General features: G+C 59.3%; 7 protein-coding genes and 2 pseudogenes. 3 read left to right on the forward strand and 6 right to left on the reverse strand.

The genetic code is table 11. The annotated features are described in order from the left end of the window. Positions 1-755: 755 nt before the first annotated feature. The 3 genes from AC0L17_RS24315 to AC0L17_RS24325 form a co-directional block, all read right to left on the reverse strand. A complete protein-coding gene (locus tag AC0L17_RS24315; RefSeq protein ID WP_473517677.1) occupies positions 756-1,913 on the reverse strand; it encodes a TlpA disulfide reductase family protein in 1,158 nt (385 codons plus the stop codon). A gap of 942 nt (positions 1,914-2,855) precedes the next feature. After that, positions 2,856-4,100: a lysine N(6)-hydroxylase/L-ornithine N(5)-oxygenase family protein gene (locus AC0L17_RS24320; protein WP_473517678.1), complete on the reverse strand. Its 1,245-nt coding sequence runs from the start codon at positions 4,098-4,100 to the stop codon at positions 2,856-2,858. A gap of 1,269 nt (positions 4,101-5,369) precedes the next feature. Continuing rightward, positions 5,370-6,236 carry a radical SAM/SPASM domain-containing protein gene (locus tag AC0L17_RS24325; protein ID WP_473517679.1) on the reverse strand — a complete coding sequence of 289 codons (867 nt, stop codon included), beginning with the start codon at positions 6,234-6,236 and terminating at the stop codon, positions 5,370-5,372. Positions 6,237-6,793: 557 nt separating this feature from the next. On the opposite strand from AC0L17_RS24325, the pseudogene AC0L17_RS24330 reads away from it, so the two are divergent. Further along, a pseudogene (locus AC0L17_RS24330) lies at positions 6,794-7,086 on the forward strand (transposase); the annotation flags it as partial. 396 nt (positions 7,087-7,482) lie between these two features. Here the strand turns inward: AC0L17_RS24330 and AC0L17_RS24335 are convergent. After that, positions 7,483-9,807: a S9 family peptidase gene (locus AC0L17_RS24335; RefSeq protein ID WP_473517701.1), complete on the reverse strand. Its 2,325-nt coding sequence runs from the start codon at positions 9,805-9,807 to the stop codon at positions 7,483-7,485. A gap of 2,942 nt (positions 9,808-12,749) precedes the next feature. Here AC0L17_RS24335 and AC0L17_RS24340 point away from each other — a divergent pair. Further along, positions 12,750-13,127 (forward strand): annotated as a pseudogene (locus AC0L17_RS24340) (LysR family transcriptional regulator); the annotation flags it as partial. A gap of 702 nt (positions 13,128-13,829) precedes the next feature. Here AC0L17_RS24340 and AC0L17_RS24345 read toward each other — a convergent pair. Then, the gene (locus tag AC0L17_RS24345) at positions 13,830-14,144 is read right to left on the reverse strand and encodes an SMC-Scp complex subunit ScpB (protein ID WP_348626653.1); all 315 of its coding nucleotides are present in this window, start codon (positions 14,142-14,144) and stop codon (positions 13,830-13,832) included. 293 nt (positions 14,145-14,437) lie between these two features. Beyond that, positions 14,438-14,797: a hypothetical protein gene (locus AC0L17_RS24350; RefSeq protein ID WP_156768484.1), complete on the reverse strand. Its 360-nt coding sequence runs from the start codon at positions 14,795-14,797 to the stop codon at positions 14,438-14,440. A 186-nt stretch (positions 14,798-14,983) separates the two neighbouring features. On the opposite strand from AC0L17_RS24350, the gene AC0L17_RS24355 reads away from it, so the two are divergent. Continuing rightward, positions 14,984-16,771 (forward strand): acetolactate synthase 3 large subunit, encoded by a 1,788-nt coding sequence (locus tag AC0L17_RS24355; RefSeq protein WP_473480568.1) that lies wholly within the window; start codon positions 14,984-14,986, stop codon positions 16,769-16,771. Positions 16,772-16,796: the final 25 nt, after the last annotated feature.

Below are 16,796 nucleotides of genomic sequence, written 5' to 3' on the forward strand. Positions count from 1 at the left end.
ATGGCAATAGGCATAGCTGCAGTCGCGTCATCGACCAGTTTGGTTCCGGAATCCGCAGTTCCGGAAAGTCTCGAAGCCCAACCGGCGGACGCCCGACAGAACGAGCAACTGCCTGCCCGCGAAAATCACGCGCCCGAAGCCCAGAAACATTCACCTTGCGGGCACTTCATCAGGCCTGAGCAAACCATGCTGCGGTGAAAACGTAGAGCCTCCGTCACGTCCCGATCCGGATCGCACATGATTGGATCTTCCGCCGCAGTTCCTTGGTAACGGTAAAGCCGCCAAAAGCTCGGTCCCCGATTTAGCATCGGATAAGCCGTAGGAGGCATTGGTCAAACAGGGGCAAGACGCTCGCCGTCCTTGTTGACGGCGGGCCAGGCGCTCCGTGAGAGATTTCGTTTCCTCAATTCCAGTCCTCGTCCGCAACCGAGGATTTCTGCTTTCGGGTACGCCGGGTTCGGGCACACCTGCGCAACCGGCGGCTGGCGTGGGAGGCCCCATTCCACGCAATTGACGTCTTCGTGGCCGATCTCGAACACGTCCTGGACTGTGATGCCTTCCAAGACATGCCAAATTCGGCTCGAACTTCTCTTCCGCGCCGTATCCGCTTGTTGGTCACTAATGTCTGAGCCTTTACTTGCAGCAAACGATCCCCTGTCTGCTGCCTGGGCATACTTCCTGCGGGCGCGCCGCCGCAGAAAACTCGGGGATTGACCAGGGTTCAATTCCACGTGTTGTTCCTTTGTGATCTTTGCTCATGAGGCGGCTGCGCTTTGACTTTCCGGAGCCTTATTTTGCGGAACCACGCAAAGATCCGCGGAACAGGCGTTCTCACCCGTGTAGTTGGCCAAGGCTTGGAGCAAGGGGGTAAGGTAGTACTGTTTGATGTGGTCCGGCATTGGCTCCGGAAAATCGAGCGATTTCAGCGCGACGTCGATCAGCTCGATCGCGCGGACCTTGTTGCCACACTCGTAGTGGTACTGAGCGACCGGAACGTACCAAACGAATTTAAGGGGGCCGTCGCTTTGTGGGGAACTCAGTGCCAAGATCTGTTCAGACAGCTCCTTGCCCATTGCGAAGCGCTCAGCATGGGGAAGATGGGAGTTGTTCGTCGAGGGATCGAAGAGTTGTTTCAGGGCCATTACCATCCAGGACACGGCCTCAAACTTCTTGTCGATAGCGTCCTCGACCAATTGGCGCATAACTTGCAAGCCGGTCTCGATGTCGCGCAGCTTGTGAAGCAGAAGATCCGCCTGAGTATGCCGGAACCCGTAATTGTCTGGCACTAAGGCGAGGCCTCCTTCGACGGCAGAGAGAGCCGCCTTCCAATTCTCCGCCTGCAGCGCCGGCTGGAGCTTGGCGTAAGTCGGTTCGGTCAGCGCCAGCTCGCGCGCAGTGCGTTGGTTCCTATCGATCCGCCCCTTATCGGCCGCTTTCGCTTCATCGCTGCTGCGCCAGCTGCCGTCCATAACTTTGGGTAAAACGTCATCGAGTTCCGCCGGGTGTCCGATGAATGCGATGCGGCCGTCGCGATCCACCAGGAACGAGGCAGGACTTCCGAGAGAAGAACTCGCCCTCATCCAAAGCCTGTTCATTTCGCCTGTGTAATCGAACGCGATCCGATAATTTAGATTGGGGAACCTCTGAATCAGCCAAGCATCCAAGCTCGTCCGCGTCTCCTCCGCGGTCGGGCCCTCTTCGCTAGCTGCGACTCCGACGACCTCAAATCCGCTGGTTTGAAATTTTTCCTGTAGCTGCATCAGATGGGGCATCGCCGCCACACAAGGTCCGCATGCAGTCGCCCAAAACTCAACAAGGTACACCTTGCCGGGTTGAAAGTTCGTGAGGGGCTTGCCACGCAGCCAGCCGTCGACTTTGATCGGAGGAGCGGGGGATTCAATCCGCAACACCATGTTATTCTCCAAAGCTTTTCCCACACCCTTGTTGGCGTCTATGAGCAATCTGGCTCTACCCTCAGGAACGGAACACACCTGAGCCCATCACTCGTGTTGCTTATTCTCATGCGGGTCAGCTCACCCACCATCGCCGCACCTCAACTAGCAAAGGCCGTGCCAGCACGCCTGGCGCGCAGCAAATGCTTTATTGGCTTCAAAAGTCCAACAGGACCAACACGGCGATTGTTTCGAACCCGACATGTTTTCAGCCGGCTGTAAGCTTTTGGACACGCATCACTCATGCGTCAGTCGCTTTAGGACAGCGAAGACGTTAGCTGTATTGCCGACGGTAAGATTGGCCTCGCCTAGTGGAGCAGCAGCACTCGGCGCCCGGCTCGAAGAGCTGGTAACCCCACGACTGGCTCGCGCGTGCGACTGCCTGCCGGCCGGCTCATGGCTGACCTCTTCTCCTAGAGCCGGGTCATGAGGGGCCAAGCCATCGAATTCGAGCTGCCGCGGGTGCTGCGTAAGCTGTTTGCCAGACGTCACGCCGCATGCACGTCCCATATTTTTCGTGAGCGAGCTTGGGAAGGTTTCTGGTAGGTGGTACGCAGTTCAGGCATTCGCCTCTGCTCCCGCAGGAACGGTCAGCGCCCCGAGCCGGGTTCCGGGTTTCCTTGAACTAGTCACAATCACTTGCCTCACCCGATCCAAACACGACACGCATCGCGACGGGCGGGAGCCCGTCGCTTCACCGACCCATCCATGGGCGTCAAGACCACTGCGCAATTCGGAGTGAGCAACGTAACACGGCCTTTACCGCCGTAGCGCAGATGCACCCTCGCAGAATTATGCAGTGCGCCGGTTCAGTCACGAGACTTGGGAGAAGGCTTGGCCTTCGCTGCAGCGAAGCCAGAATCATTCCTTGGATGCCACCGCCAATGATCCGCGGTCGGCCGGTCATATCCCGCTGCCCATTTCTTCTGCTCCGGTGTCGGACCAGCTCTTTACAGAGTTAGGGCTGATGAAACTGGGATGCTCGGGGTTGGCGCGCGGCGCGCGCCCCAGAAGGCTGTCGAGGATGCGACGCGCTCGCCAGGCCAGCAGGCTTAGATTCGGATCAGCCAGCCCACGCTGTCCTAGGCTCGCGTTTTGTACGAAGATGCGTCTGTCACGCGGTCCGTCCCAGCACACCGAAAAATCTTCGCGAATAGCCAATTCGTTGTCGCTCTTTTCCAGCCGGTTCGCCATCGGTTCCAAGAAGCCTGGCACCGCGCTCTCGTAACCGGTGGCCAGGATGACGATCTCGGCCGTGACTTCTTCGACCTCCTCCATGCCGTGCTGCAGGGTGAGTCTGTGGCCCGCGCCGGCGTTGATGCAGTGCGAGACAGTGCAGCCCGGCCGCAGTGTGAGATCGCATCGGTTTGGCTCTAGAAACGCGTGGCGGTATAGCGCCTGATAGATCGCGCGCAACATGCTTTCCGAAATGCCGTCCGAAGCAAGCACGAAGCGCCGCAGGAACAGCTTGCGCTGCGGCTCTCTCATTGCCGAGAAACGATCCGAAAAGCAGGGCATGAACAACTCGTTTGTGAACGGGCTGTTGTCGATGGGCAGGTAGTTTTCGCGCTGCGAGACCCAGGTTATCGAGACAGGCCGCCGTTCTTTTGGCAGACCAACAAGGTGCAACAGCACCTCGGCTCCGGACTGTCCCCCGCCGACCACGCAGACATGCTTTTTGTGCACCTCAGGATGAATGTGCAGCAATTCAGATGAGTGGAACAGATTGCGTCCAGTCCAGCCCTGAAACTGCGGCGGAATATGCGCCTGCTTGCCAATGCCGACCACGACGTTTCTGGCGCCGAGAATCGCCTTATCGGTGCGCACCCGAAACTCGCCGTCAAAGCGGATTTCGCGCACCGTCTCGCCGCCGCGGACAAGCGGGTTCCTGTAGAAGGCCCAGTTCAGGTATTGCTCGAACTCAGCTCTGAGCACGGCTTCGAACTGTGCATTCAGGAAGTGGTACAGACGCCCGTTCTCATGCAGGTAGTTCACGAAAGTGTAGGCTGATCGCGGGTTTACCAGCGTGACCAAATCCTTGAAGTGGCTGACCTGGAGCTCCGAGAAATCGAATGCGCTGCCTGGGTGCCAGCGGAAGTCGACTTGCCGATCCAAGAACAGTGCCCCTTGCCCAATTTGCTCGTGCATCTGGCACGCAAGGCTCAAATTAGACGGCCCAGCCCCCACTCCAACGCAAGAGAGTTCCACTTGCCTTGCTCCTATAGGTGTTTCCCAATTAGGCGATGTTCACGGCGAATATCGGCCATGGCCATTGGGCTTACTGTCCATGCGGGCATTCTCGACCTCGGTGCTGCTGGATTTGCTAGAGTTTGATCGCGCTTTCGTATTGTCGGGTATGAAGCACCATGGATCCCGGCCAAGTGATGAGATCGACACTCATGTCCACGACTTGTGAGCGTGGACGGGATCGACGTATCTCCGCCCGCCTTGGATGATCGCGTCTCAGTCAGCGAGATGCTTTCCGACGTTATTCCGTGTTTTAATCGGGCGAAGTCGCCCGCCTCCACCATGATGCGCCGACCTTTGACCGACTTGGCTATCAGCGAGGGCGCGGTCTCGAATGCGGCGACAGCATTTTTCCCTGAGCCTGCTCATAGGAGGGCATCCGCTGATGTGTTCGGAAGATCCTCTGCATCAAACGTGCCAGAAGGAAACTTTCATGAAACAACGGTTAGCGGGTTTGTGATCCTGTCGGGTATCCGACAATGAGGGGGAAACCTTGCGCCGGTGGCCGATTTGCCGCGTCGCCGTCCTCTTGCCAGGAGCCGGTAGCTAATAGGGCAGCTCCGCATCGGAATTTTCTCTTAGGACGGCCAGCAACCCAGGTTCATAGACTGTGGCGCGGAAAAAGGCTCTTGCCACTCCTCGCGGCGGAAATCTGAAAAGACGCCTTCGGAAGCCGGGGGCCGCAGGAGGTCTCTCCCGTCTTGCGGAAGATGGAGACGAGATCCGGATTTTGAGACGCAGAATCCAGCTAAAGACGGTCACACAGCTATGTCGAGGCCGTGCCCCATCCTGCAGCACCACGAGCCTGACGGTGTTCGCGACTAGCGAGACGCATTCGGTCCGCAGCTTTGTCGAGGCTGCCTCCAGGCGGGTCGGGAAGGAGATATTCTGGGAAGGCGCGCAGGTGTTGACGAGTTGGGCCGCGAACGCAGGAATAACCAGGCGCTGATCCAAAATAGACAAACGTTGTTTCGGGCCAATCGAGGTTGACTGCTGATCGGTGATGCCTCCAAGGCGGCCATCAAGCTCGATTGGAGGCCGACGACTACTTTCGATGAGCTCGCCTCGTAAATGATCGAGGCCGACTCCCGCGCGTACGGGATCACGCTCGCGTGACGCGAAAAACGCAATGATTTCGCCGGGCAAGCAGCATTCGCCGGCCCGCCTCTCTCAGGCGGTCGGCCGGCACCCAGTCAGCACCCGGTCGTTTGGATCGGCAAATTCACACATCCTACAGAGCAGAAAACCATCCGCCCCGTTCATGCGATCGACGATTTCGCAAAAAACTGGGCTTTTAAAGAGATCGCCGTATTCGTCGCATAGAAGGTTGCCTAGTACGTGACGCCGCTCAAAATCCATGGAGCAGAGAGTAACCTCGCCGTTTGGAAGGAGAACATTCCGATACTGTCGTTCGTCCACGCATATCAGCGCTCCGACGACTGGCTGCCGTGGTTCTACAATCTTGGGATTTACGCTCCCACCCCTGCTGCTCACCGGTCGCGCGCGAACTAGGGCTTCGGCAGGGATAATGTCGGCGATATCGGGATGGGGCTCGCCCAAAACTACGAATCGAATTGATGGGATGTCGGCGTGGACGAGTTGACCAACCAAATCGCGATACTTGTCTCCGACAAGGCGGCTATTCATGTGGCCGCCATCATCAAAAACATGAACCACGAATACCCCCAACCGCAGCGCCTGCAAGCGTTGTAGATCCCGCCCCTTCATTCCCACAAGCGTCGTGAAAATCCTGATGCCGTGGCCTTTGGCGGAAGCGTGCTCGACCATTTCGGTGCAATCCGGATTGAGCCATGGCTCAGAATACCCGGCAAAACTAATGTCGACGGAGGTTGGTACGCGCGCCAGACAGCGCTTGAAATCTCCAAGACTAAGATGCTTCGTATCAGATACTTTTCTTTGCCGGTCAGCGAACTTGTCCTGCGGACAATATGAACATCCCACGATGCATCCTGTGGTCGTCGTTATCTCCAAAACTCTGCCGGCTGGGATAGCAGAGCGCAGTTCCGGTAAAATCATTTGCTACTGACTCCCACTCGTCTGGTCATGCATAACGTCCAGCATGGTGTCTTTGGCTTCATGACACCGACGGTCAATACGTTCCGAATGAACCCAGCCATCTCCGACTGGGCAGCAGTCAACGGCCGGCTTCCTCAATCTGCCGAGCGAACTATCAACGAACTTTGGGCACATCGGCGCGGCAGCGCGGCGCAACCGCAATGTCGCGCGTCAGCCATTGCCAAGGGTGTAGCAGTGACCGTTGAGCGGGCGCGCCGCCGAGATGGCGTAGCAGACCATCAATCGTCTCGCGCGTTCTCATGCGGTCAGCCCCCACTCAATGGTGCCGCATCTCCAGCAAAGGCCGTGCCAGCGCGGTTAGCCGCAGCAACTGCATGAGTAGGCTTCGAGAAACCTCTCGCCCAAGGCGGCCGGTTTTTTTGGACCAGACATGTTTTTTTGTCGCTGTCAGCTTTTGGACATGCCCTGCCGTTGGTTCCAGGATGCGCGCCTCAAACTTTCCACGACTGACCTCTCCGACCGCTGAAGATTGCGCGCTGATAGCGCACACCTGGCGCGTCGGCGCCTTGGTCGCACTGACCTATCGCGCGGCGGTGGACGACCGGATGCGCTTTGGAAAATCCAATACGGTCGGAGCCTACTTCGGGCTTACGCCCAAAATATCAATCCGGTGAAACCGATCGGGACGGTGGTGTAGCAAGGTCGGCGATACCATGGTGCGAACCGGGCGCTTTGAAGCGGCGCACATCATGCTCAAAGCGGGCAACCCGCTTCTCGAGCCTGAAAGACTGGGCGCTCTCCGTGGCGAAACGTCGGGCGCATGGAGCGCGCCAAGGTGGCCCTTGCCCGCTAGTTGGGCATCGTGCTCCATCGCATGTCGGTGGAAGCTACCGAATTCCGTTCAGCAAGGCTGCCAGTGATGGCATAGGAGATGAGGATTTGTGCGAGCCGAACGGCTCTCCTGAGGGTCCGCGTCGCCGGGACGAGAGCCTGGCAAAGTCGCGTGTAGTGCTGTGAATGCTTCGGCAAACCACGTGCTGTATTGCCCAGATAGATTGTGCTGCCGACCCAACGCGTCGATATTGTCGCGGCGAGCCTATCCTCGCTACGCAGCGCAAGTGTTAGACGCACACGCTCGTCGAGCGGGGACGATCTGCTCGCGCGTCCCCCTGATTACAGCCATGAAGGCGAGCGAACAATTGCAAGAGGCACAAGCTACCGGCGCCATCGATCGTAACGATTTGTCTTATTCGAGCTCGACTGGTGTGGCGTTCCAGTCGGGTGGGGTCTGCCTGAGAATGTTGCGAACGAAGAAGTCCAGGAGTTTGCGCTTAGTATAGATGCCTGGCGCGCCGTGATCGGCACCAGGCACATAGACCATGTCGAAATCTTTGCCCGCCTTGATGAGCCGGTCGGCAACCTGGAACGTGGAGGACGGGTCGACATTGTGGTCCATTTCGCCGACGACGAGCATCAGCCTACCCTGCAGCCTGTAAGCATTGTCGATGGCGGAGGATTGGGAATATTCAATGCCGACTGGCCACCCCATCCACTGTTCGTTCCACCAGATCTTGTCTATCCGGTTGTCGTAGCAGCCGCTGTTGGCGACCGCGACCTTATAGAATTCGGGATGGAAGAGCAGCGCGCCCACCGCGCTCTGGCCGCCTGCGGACCCGCCGAAAATGCCGACATTGGAGATATCGTACCACGGATACCTCGCGGCGGCCGCCTTGTGCCATAGGATGCGATCGGGAAAGCCTGCGTCATTCAGATTTTTCCAGGCAACGTCATGAAAGGCGCGCGAGCGGTTGTTGGTACCCATGCCATCGATCTGCACAACGACGAAGCCCAGCTGCGTGAGCGGCTCTGTCCGCCTTGAGAAGGATTTTGGGACAAAGGAGCCCTGGGGCCCGGCATAGATATTCTCCACCACCGGGTACTTCTTCTTCGGATCGAAATTGGCGGGCAGGTGGATGACGCCCCAGATGTCAGTCTTGCCGTCGCGCCCCTTGGCTTGGAAGCTGAGTGGAGGCTGCCAGCCGGCGGCGACGAGCTCGGAGATGTCGGCGGTCTCCACCTGCATGAGTTTGGCATTGTCGCCGGCGCGGTAGAGCATCATGCGCGGCGGTAGATCGATGCGTGACCAGAGATCGACGTAATAGCGGCCGTCAGGAGAGAACTCGATATGGTGATTGGCCGGCTCGGGCGTGAGCTCAGTCAGCCCCTTCCCGTCGAAGCCGATGCGGTAGCCATGGACGAAGTAGGGATCCTCCCCCGGGTTCATCCCGCTCGCCTCGAACCAGATCTGGCGCTTGACCGGATCGACATGGTTGACCCCCCGGACCACCCATTCACCGAAGGTGATCTGGTTCTTGAGCGCGCCCGTCTGGCCGTCGAACAGATACAGGTGCTCATGCCCATTGCGCTCGGACGCCCAGATGATCTCCTTCCCGTCGTCGACATCGTAACGAAAGACTTTCCCGGTACGGCGCTGGTTCATCACCAGCGGCCGGTAATCAACGAAGGTCGTGCTGGTCTCTTCGATCAGCGAGCGTGCGCGCCCTGTGCGGGCGTCTACCTCGACCAGCCGATAGAGCTGATGGCCGCGCTGGTTATATTCGAAAGTGAAGCCGCGACCGTCTGCCCACCATTGGAGAGCGGAAAGTTTGAAGGGGTTGGAGAACAGGGCGTTGTCGATCACGATCTGGCGGCGGGCGGCAATGTCGAACAGGACCGGCTGGGGCAGCGGAAGGACATCGCCCGGCTTGGGATAGACCATTGCCGAATATTCGCGCTGCAACTGGTCCGTCGACGAATCGAGGTAGTGGAGCTCCCGGTTGAAGCCGGGGCGAACGCGGTAAGCCGCGAGGTGGCGCGAGTCCGGCGACCAGCTCAGTGTCGAAAAGACGTAGTAATTGCCCTCGGATCCATCCCGGCTCAGCGCAACATCCTGCAATCCGTCCTTGCTGCGCAGGAAAACATTGTGGTTCTTGATATAGGCGATCCATTTGCCGTCGGGCGACGCGCTGCAGTTGTCGGGGTCGTTCTGCGCCGGCGGCGTGTATAGGTGGCCGAGCGGCCAAAGTTCCGGGTCGTCCAAATCCAATGTGGTGCTGGTACAGTCATAGCTTACAAGGTCGCAGCTCCACCAGGTGTCTTCAATCTGGAAGTCGAGCCTGCGACCATCCTCGGTCAGGTCGAAACGCTCGAAGGGAAGATCGTCGGCCTGATACCGCTTATGGCTCGCCCCGTTTAGCGCCGCCGCCAGACGGGCCTGATCGAAGGGCGGCCGCTTCACGCCCGTGGCGACATCGACCAGCATGAACTGGCGCTTGCCGTGGCTAGTCAGGCGGTAGACGAAGGCTTCACCCCCCGTCAGCCAGAAAGGCATTTCTGGGAGATTGACAGTGAGTCCGCTATAGCGGTCGTTTATGTTAAGTGCCCGCTCAAAATCGGCCGGCGCTGGCGGGGAATGTGCACCGTTCGAACCGTTGGGCAGCGTCTGAGTGGTTGCCGATCCCGATGCCCGCTGAACCAGTAGCCCGAGGGTCAAAGCGCCAATCTCGTCCATGTCTCTTACTTCTTTCGGTTTTCGGAATACGCATTTTGGATTTGGCTTCTCACGCCGGTCCGCAGCACCGCCGAGAGTCGCCTTGGAGGAGAGCCTCCAGGCGGGTGCAGCAGGGCCGCAGTCATCATCACAGGGAGTTCCTTGAGAACATCCAGGAACTGGTCGGGTGACCGATTCCAGAGTCGGCGTCCGCGCCAATAAGGGATCTTCGATGCCTACAATCAGGGAATTCTCAACGCCCGATCACACGTGACGATCACGGCCTCTTTCTTCTTCTGCATCTGGAAAGTCATGCTGTAGGACGCCGGATGTCGCGGCGGCAGAAATCATTGTGCACATGTCGACGCTCTCCGCATGAAGTCGGTCGACTTCCTGACGGGCAACATGCGTGCTCTAGGGAGTACCTGCCCTAAGGGGCTCCTTCATAACCGGAGCCCTTCTCGCGGAGAAGTCCTGATCGCTAACGTGCTCGAATGGGAGCCCCCAGCCAGCCAATCCTCGTCGACGAAAGACCCCTCCGTAATCCCGCCCGCACCGAGGAGGCCCTTGAGGAAAATGCCAGTCGGATTGTGGATGGCATTGAAGAATACTTCCTCCGAGTGCGCATCGAGATGGTCATAGGTGAGTCACGAGAGCAGCGACATGCCGCTGGAATCGTAAAGGTTCTTCGATGCTTCGCCGGTACTGTACCAGTAGCGTGAGTCCACCCTCGAACGAAAAGACTCAGGCCGCCCCGGCTACCGACGCAGACTCGGCGATCACCGGCACCTCGGCAGCGGTGGCGCCCGCCGTCAGGCCAAAAAGCGCCACCTATGTCAAAAACAGTCGCCGCATCTTACCGGCACATCGCATGCCGACGACCTACCTCGAGTCCGCGGCCGGTGGTATCGCGCCCCGGAATCGCACGTACTCCCGCGTATCAGGATGTCTCGGCACCATGCTGTCTCTCCTCTACTCATGCGTCTGCAGCTATTTGCGCATGTTCCGTGCCAAATCTGAAATTATTCGGTTTCAATAGGATAGCTGCAAACCGCCGTGGCCATACCCGACATTGTTAGACTGCAGAAAAGCGGAATGCGGGGGCGTGCCTTGCTGAGTGGCGTAAGTCGGCGGTGACGAAGCCGCTCGCGAGCGCGCCTCAACAGCGCTGAAGCGAGCGAGCGGCGTGTTGGTGGTCATCGATGCTCCCCGGCAGGGTCGGGTTGCTGATCTTCAACCTGAGTCGAAGGAGCCACCGATGAGACCACATGATGGACCAACGCTCCTCGTGGAGAAGACCCCTACGCTAAATTCGAGCTTTCTGAACGGCACTGCACGGCGGCTCTTCGTTCAGCTCAAGCGGCTCCGGCCAATTGCCGAATACGGGGTGGGCGGTCATGCATCTGTTCGAGCGGGAATGCTCGATGCAGCACCGTTCCACTGCGAGTCGCCTGGCGGCCATCTCCCTTCCCGGCCAACCGAACCGCTCCTGACTCCTCTGCTCGTAGCGATCCTGGCCTGCCGATCGAGGAAGCCCACCTCGCCGATCACCATCGTCTCCAGGCCTTCACCAGCTCGCACTCAAATTCCAACGCTCTCAGGTGCTCGCGGCCAGTTCGAGGCACATCCTATCCCATTTGCGCGGCAGTAGCGCTCAATCCTCTTCCGCACGAGCAACATATCGTCTCACCGCGAGGGCTTTGCGTTCGGTCCTGTCCAATGTCCGACAATATCGGATACGCAACGTAGCTGAGGCGAATTCATCACCTTGCGTTTGAACGGTTTTCACACTTGGCACGGTACATGCGCCGTGAGCAGACACGTCGCGGACCAAGGAGAAATCGTTCCATGATCACCTCGCCGAAAGCTGCCGCCGCGGGTCTCCCGGATCCAGCCAACGATGACGCTCAACTGAGGCCCGGCAACATGAAAACGGTTGCTCATCCGGCTCGGCGCCGCCCGCCCATCCACCTTCTCCCACCATGGGGTAGACTGAGACGCAGCGCCTTCAAAGTGAGGAACAATCACTTTGCCGCGAACCTTTCCTCCCGTTCTGCCACCACCGCCACCGTCGATGAAACTTCGGCCTGGCTGGCTGCGCAGGATAGTTGCGGCGGCCGCGCTCCATGATCCAAAACCGAAGCTTTGGGAATTCAGTTCCTGCCCCGCTTAGTTCCTATTTGTGTGTGCTATTCTGCCATGCGCCTAATGAGATTGTCCCACCTGCTGACCGCTCCTAACGTGGTTGTGATCAAAGCCAAGAGCTAGCAGTCAACAGGAGTGACCATCAAGAACATTATGAGCTTATCCATCCCTATGACCCAGAGGCTGTGGCGGCCTCCACGGAAAAGGCATTTCGCATGTCGCCAGAGGAACGGAAAGACCGTTGGAGCGCAATGAAGAACAGTCTCCACGGCCACGATATCCTATCGATGGTGCCACGGCTTCTCGCAAAGCTCTAGGCGGCGGACTTGCCAGCATGAGGCTGATCGCGACCAAGTGAATCAGGGCAGCATTCCGGCCTCGCCGAGGCGTGGTTAATGTGCTGTGGTAACCCCGATGGCGAAGACCGCAGACCAACTACCCAGGTCGGTTGTAGCCGATTGTGCTGGCACGGGAGCGACGAACTTGCGGCTGCGGCCCCTCGTCAAACTAGTTGAGCCGATCCGCAATAAGGGCTCTCGTCGCCGGGTCCGTCGGTGTCGAGCATTCGACTGTCATCGCTTCGCTGATCGAGACCCCGTGTATTGAATATGTCGACCCACCCGGTTGGCGACATCGCTGATGTGCTAAGCAGCATCGACCTACACCGCACGCCAGATCTCAAGACGTTAGCTTGAGCACATTCCATATTAAAACAAGAGGAAAAAGACATGGGTGAGCTCTCTTGCAGTCGGCAGGTTCCTTCAAACGAGCGGCCACGACTGATTGTCGAGGGCGCTCACGCCGCACGGCAACATCAAATGCTGGCATCCATTGACCTGAATTTACTGTTGTCTCTTGAGGCGCTGCTGGAGCACCGCAACGTCACGCATGCGGCTCGGCACGTGCGCTTGAGCCAACCGTCGATGAGCCGAGCATTGACAAGGCTGCGTGGCATTTTCAATGACGATCTTTTGGTTCGCGGCTCGAGCGGCATGGTCCCGACGCCGCAGGCCGAACGGTTGGCCCGAATGCTGCCGCCGGTGTTGGATGCGCTCCGCGGGATGGTGAACCGCCAGGGGGAATGGCGATCAAAGACGATAATGGCGATACCCGACCATCAAGCCCTGATCTTGCTGCCGCCTCTCCTACCCATGCTGCGCGAGCACGCGCCCAATCTCGACATCGTCACCGGCTCGTTTCTACGAATATTTAATACAATGAAGGCATGAACTGCATGGGCAAATGATCGATCAGATCGGGGTCAGGAAAACCAGAGTCAAGTTGAGAGCCCACGCAAGCTCGCTTTGCTGATTTGGACCTGATCCGCGCATCACCATACCGGCCCGCGGCACATGGAACGGCCGCAAATCAAGGCCTGACACATGCCCGCACTCGATCACATGTCCAATGCTTCAGGTTCCTCCTTGCAAAATGGCTGGCATCCACACAAGAACTTGACGCTCACAACTGCAGTTCGCGGCGGCGCTGTGGATCAACTACGCCCTTCAATTGTGTCGGCGGGCGCGTGGTCACGATGCAGTTCGCAACCGGGATGGCACATCGAAATTCGCCGCGTTTGGTGCGATGTAGGCTGCGGCCATCGCGACCAGTTCCTCTGCAGCCTTAAGATCAGCGCGATATTTTCAAGCGGTAGAGCAACTCGCCGACTTCGAAGCGCGTAGTGTCATAGACGTCGTGCCCGTCTCGTTCACGCCGAGATAGACACTTCCCGTCGTGTGGATGTCGAGCGCATGTCCGTCTACCCAACTGCCTCTAATCTGTCTCAAGCGTCCCGCATCGTTCTCCAACAGGTTGGCGATCAGATCGCGGCTGATCTCACGGCCAAAAGAAGCTCGACAGCTCACTGCGGGTGATCGGCTGGAAATAGGCGATCGTCATCAGCACCAGCGCCTCCGATTGCGACAGATCGCTGCTCTGTTCGCTCTCGCCTGACGCGACATGAATGGCATCGGCGTAGGCCGGCTACGGTGCTGCCAGCCGCCGGCGATCGCGACCAGATCGTAGGGCAGGCCGCGCAGCTCCTCGCGAATGTCGTCAATGAGCAGCTCGATGCCCCAATTCTTGCCGACGATGCGGGCGAGCGTCTCGCGGCCGACCGGCTCGCTCGCAGCAAAAATCATCGCTTCCACCCGGTGCATCCATTCGCGCCAGCGCGCCTCTGCCGGCAAGTGTTCCAGCTCGCGATCGAACAACTCTTCCTCCGCCGTCCGCCCTCTTCGTTTCGGGGGACGCGTCGCCTATCGCATGGCGCTTGGCCATCCTGACCGTATCAACCGGCTCGCCGTGCTCGACGTCCTGCCGACGGAGACAACGTGGGAGAGGCCGACGCGAGGCTCGTATTGGCATTCTGGCCATGGTCGCTGCTGGCGCAGCCCGAGCCGTTGCCCGAGCGCATCGTGTCCGCAGCCGCCGATGCCATCATTGATAATGCGCTCGGAGAATGGGGCTCGTCGCCCGACGCATTTTCCGCTGAAGTCCAAGCAGCCTATGTCGACGCCTTCGCGATCCCTACCACGTCCATGCAATCTGCGAGAAACATCGAGCGGCAGCGACAATCGACCGCGAGCACGACAGGGCGGATTGGGCCGGCGGCCGCCGGATTCCCCTGCTCGCCGTTTGGAGCGCCAACGGACCAATCGATACCTGGTATGCCGCAGAAGGCGGACCGATCGCGCTCTGGCGGGCCTGGGCGGATGACGTTCAAGGCAAGAAGCTTGAAGGCGGCCACTTTTTCCCGGAAGGGATTCCCGAACAGACGGCCGACGCTCTCGGCCGCTTCTTTAGCAATTAAAGCCGATAGGCAGAGGTGTCGAATTTGCTCATTGACACCATGCCTTTCCCGCAATTAGTCTCCGCGCCCATGAAGATGACACTCATTCTCGTAGTAGGAAAGCGCGTGGGCAAGGCGGTGTAACCGCCGGGCGAAAACCTCCCATGCGCTACACACAGGCTCCCTCGGGGGCCTTTTTATTGCCTGAAACAAGACTAAACGACCAGCAATCGCCGCAGGCGACAAGAACGGGACAGACCGATGAGCAACCGACAGGACGAAACCGGACGGCGTGAAATGACCGGCGCCGAAATGGTCGTGCAGGCGCTGAAGGACAATGGCGTCAAGCATCTCTTCGGCTATCCCGGCGGCGCGGTTCTCCCGATTTATGACGAGCTCTTTCAGCAAGACGACGTCCAACACATTCTGGTGCGCCACGAGCAGGGCGCCGGCCATGCCGCCGAGGGCTATGCACGCTCGACCGGCAAGGCCGGCGTGATGCTGGTGACGTCTGGGCCCGGGGCGACCAATGCGGTGACGCCGCTGCAGGACGCGCTGATGGATTCGATCCCGCTGGTCTGCATCACCGGTCAGGTTCCGACCTCGCTGATCGGCTCGGACGCGTTCCAGGAATGTGACACGATCGGCATCACGCGGCCCTGCACCAAGCACAACTGGCTGGTGAAGGACGTCAACGAACTGGCGGGCATCCTGCACGAGGCGTTTCATGTCGCCACGACCGGCCGGCCCGGGCCGGTGGTCGTCGACGTGCCGAAAGACGTTCAGTTCGCCAGGGGCATGTACACGCCGCCGCAGACGGCGCCGCGCACCAGCTACCAGCCCAAGGTCCAGGGCGACCTCGACAAGATCAAGGCCGCGGTGGCGCTGATGATGGAGGCCAAGAGCCCGGTCATCTATTCCGGCGGCGGCGTCATCAATTCGGGCGCGGAAGCGAGCCCCCTGCTGCGCGAACTGGTCGACCTGACCGGCTTTCCCATCACCTCGACCCTGATGGGTCTCGGCGCTTATCCGGCCAGCGGCAAGAACTGGCTTGGCATGCTCGGCATGCACGGCACCTACGAAGCCAATATGGCGATGCACGATTGCGACGTGATGATCTGCATCGGCGCGCGCTTCGACGACCGCATTACCGGGCGGCTGAACGCGTTCTCGCCAAACTCGAAAAAGATCCACATCGACATCGATCCGTCGTCGATCAACAAGAACGTCCGCGCCGACGTGCCGATCATCGGCGATGTCGGCCGCGTGCTGGAAGACATGGTGCGGCTGTGGCGCGCGACGGCAAGGGCCGACAAGAAGCCGCTCCATCCGTGGTGGGAGCAGATCGCCCGCTGGCGCGCCCGCGATTCATTGGCCTACACGCCCAACGACGAGGTGATCATGCCACAATATGCGGTGCAGCGGCTCTCCGAGCTGACCAAACATCTCGACACCTACATCACCACCGAGGTCGGCCAGCACCAGATGTGGGCTGCGCAGTATTTCCATTTCGAGAAGCCGAACCGCTGGATGACTTCAGGTGGGCTGGGTACGATGGGTTACGGCCTTCCGGCGGCTTTGGGCGTGCAGATCGCGCATCCGGACTCGCTGGTCATCGACATTGCCGGCGACGCGTCGGTGCAGATGACGATCCAGGAGATGAGTTGCGCGGTTCAGTTCGAAGCGCCGATAAAAATCTTCATCCTGAACAATCAGTATATGGGCATGGTGCGGCAGTGGCAGCAGCTGCTGCACGGCAACCGGCTGTCGCACTCCTACACCGAGGCGATGCCGGACTTCGTCAAGCTGGCGGAGGCCTATGGCGGCCACGGCATTGGCTGCGAAAAGCCCGGCGATCTCGACGACGCGATCAGGGAGATGATCTCGGTCAAGAAGCCGGTGATCTTCGACTGCCGCGTCGCCGCGCTGGCAAACTGCTTCCCGATGATCCCGTCCGGCAAGGCGCATAACGAGATGCTGCTGCCCGACGAGGCCACGAACGAGGTGGTTGCCAACGCGATCGACGCGAAGGGCAGGGAGCTGGTGTAAGTTGGCGGACGCGAGTCCTGCTCGC

The sequence above is a fragment of the Mesorhizobium sp. WSM4829 genome (assembly GCF_055811475.1).

Excerpts from the sequence above, each read along its gene's own strand:
- AC0L17_RS24315 (WP_473517677.1), bottom strand. The coding sequence starts at position 1,913 with ATGGTGTTGCGGATTGAATCCCCCGCTCCTCCGATCAAAGTCGACGGC.
- AC0L17_RS24320 (WP_473517678.1), bottom strand. The coding sequence starts at position 4,100 with ATGCACGAGCAAATTGGGCAAGGGGCACTGTTCTTGGATCGGCAAGTC.
- AC0L17_RS24325 (WP_473517679.1), bottom strand. The coding sequence starts at position 6,236 with ATGATTTTACCGGAACTGCGCTCTGCTATCCCAGCCGGCAGAGTTTTG.
- AC0L17_RS24335 (WP_473517701.1), bottom strand. The coding sequence starts at position 9,807 with ATGGACGAGATTGGCGCTTTGACCCTCGGGCTACTGGTTCAGCGGGCA.
- AC0L17_RS24355 (WP_473480568.1), top strand. The coding sequence starts at position 14,984 with ATGAGCAACCGACAGGACGAAACCGGACGGCGTGAAATGACCGGCGCC.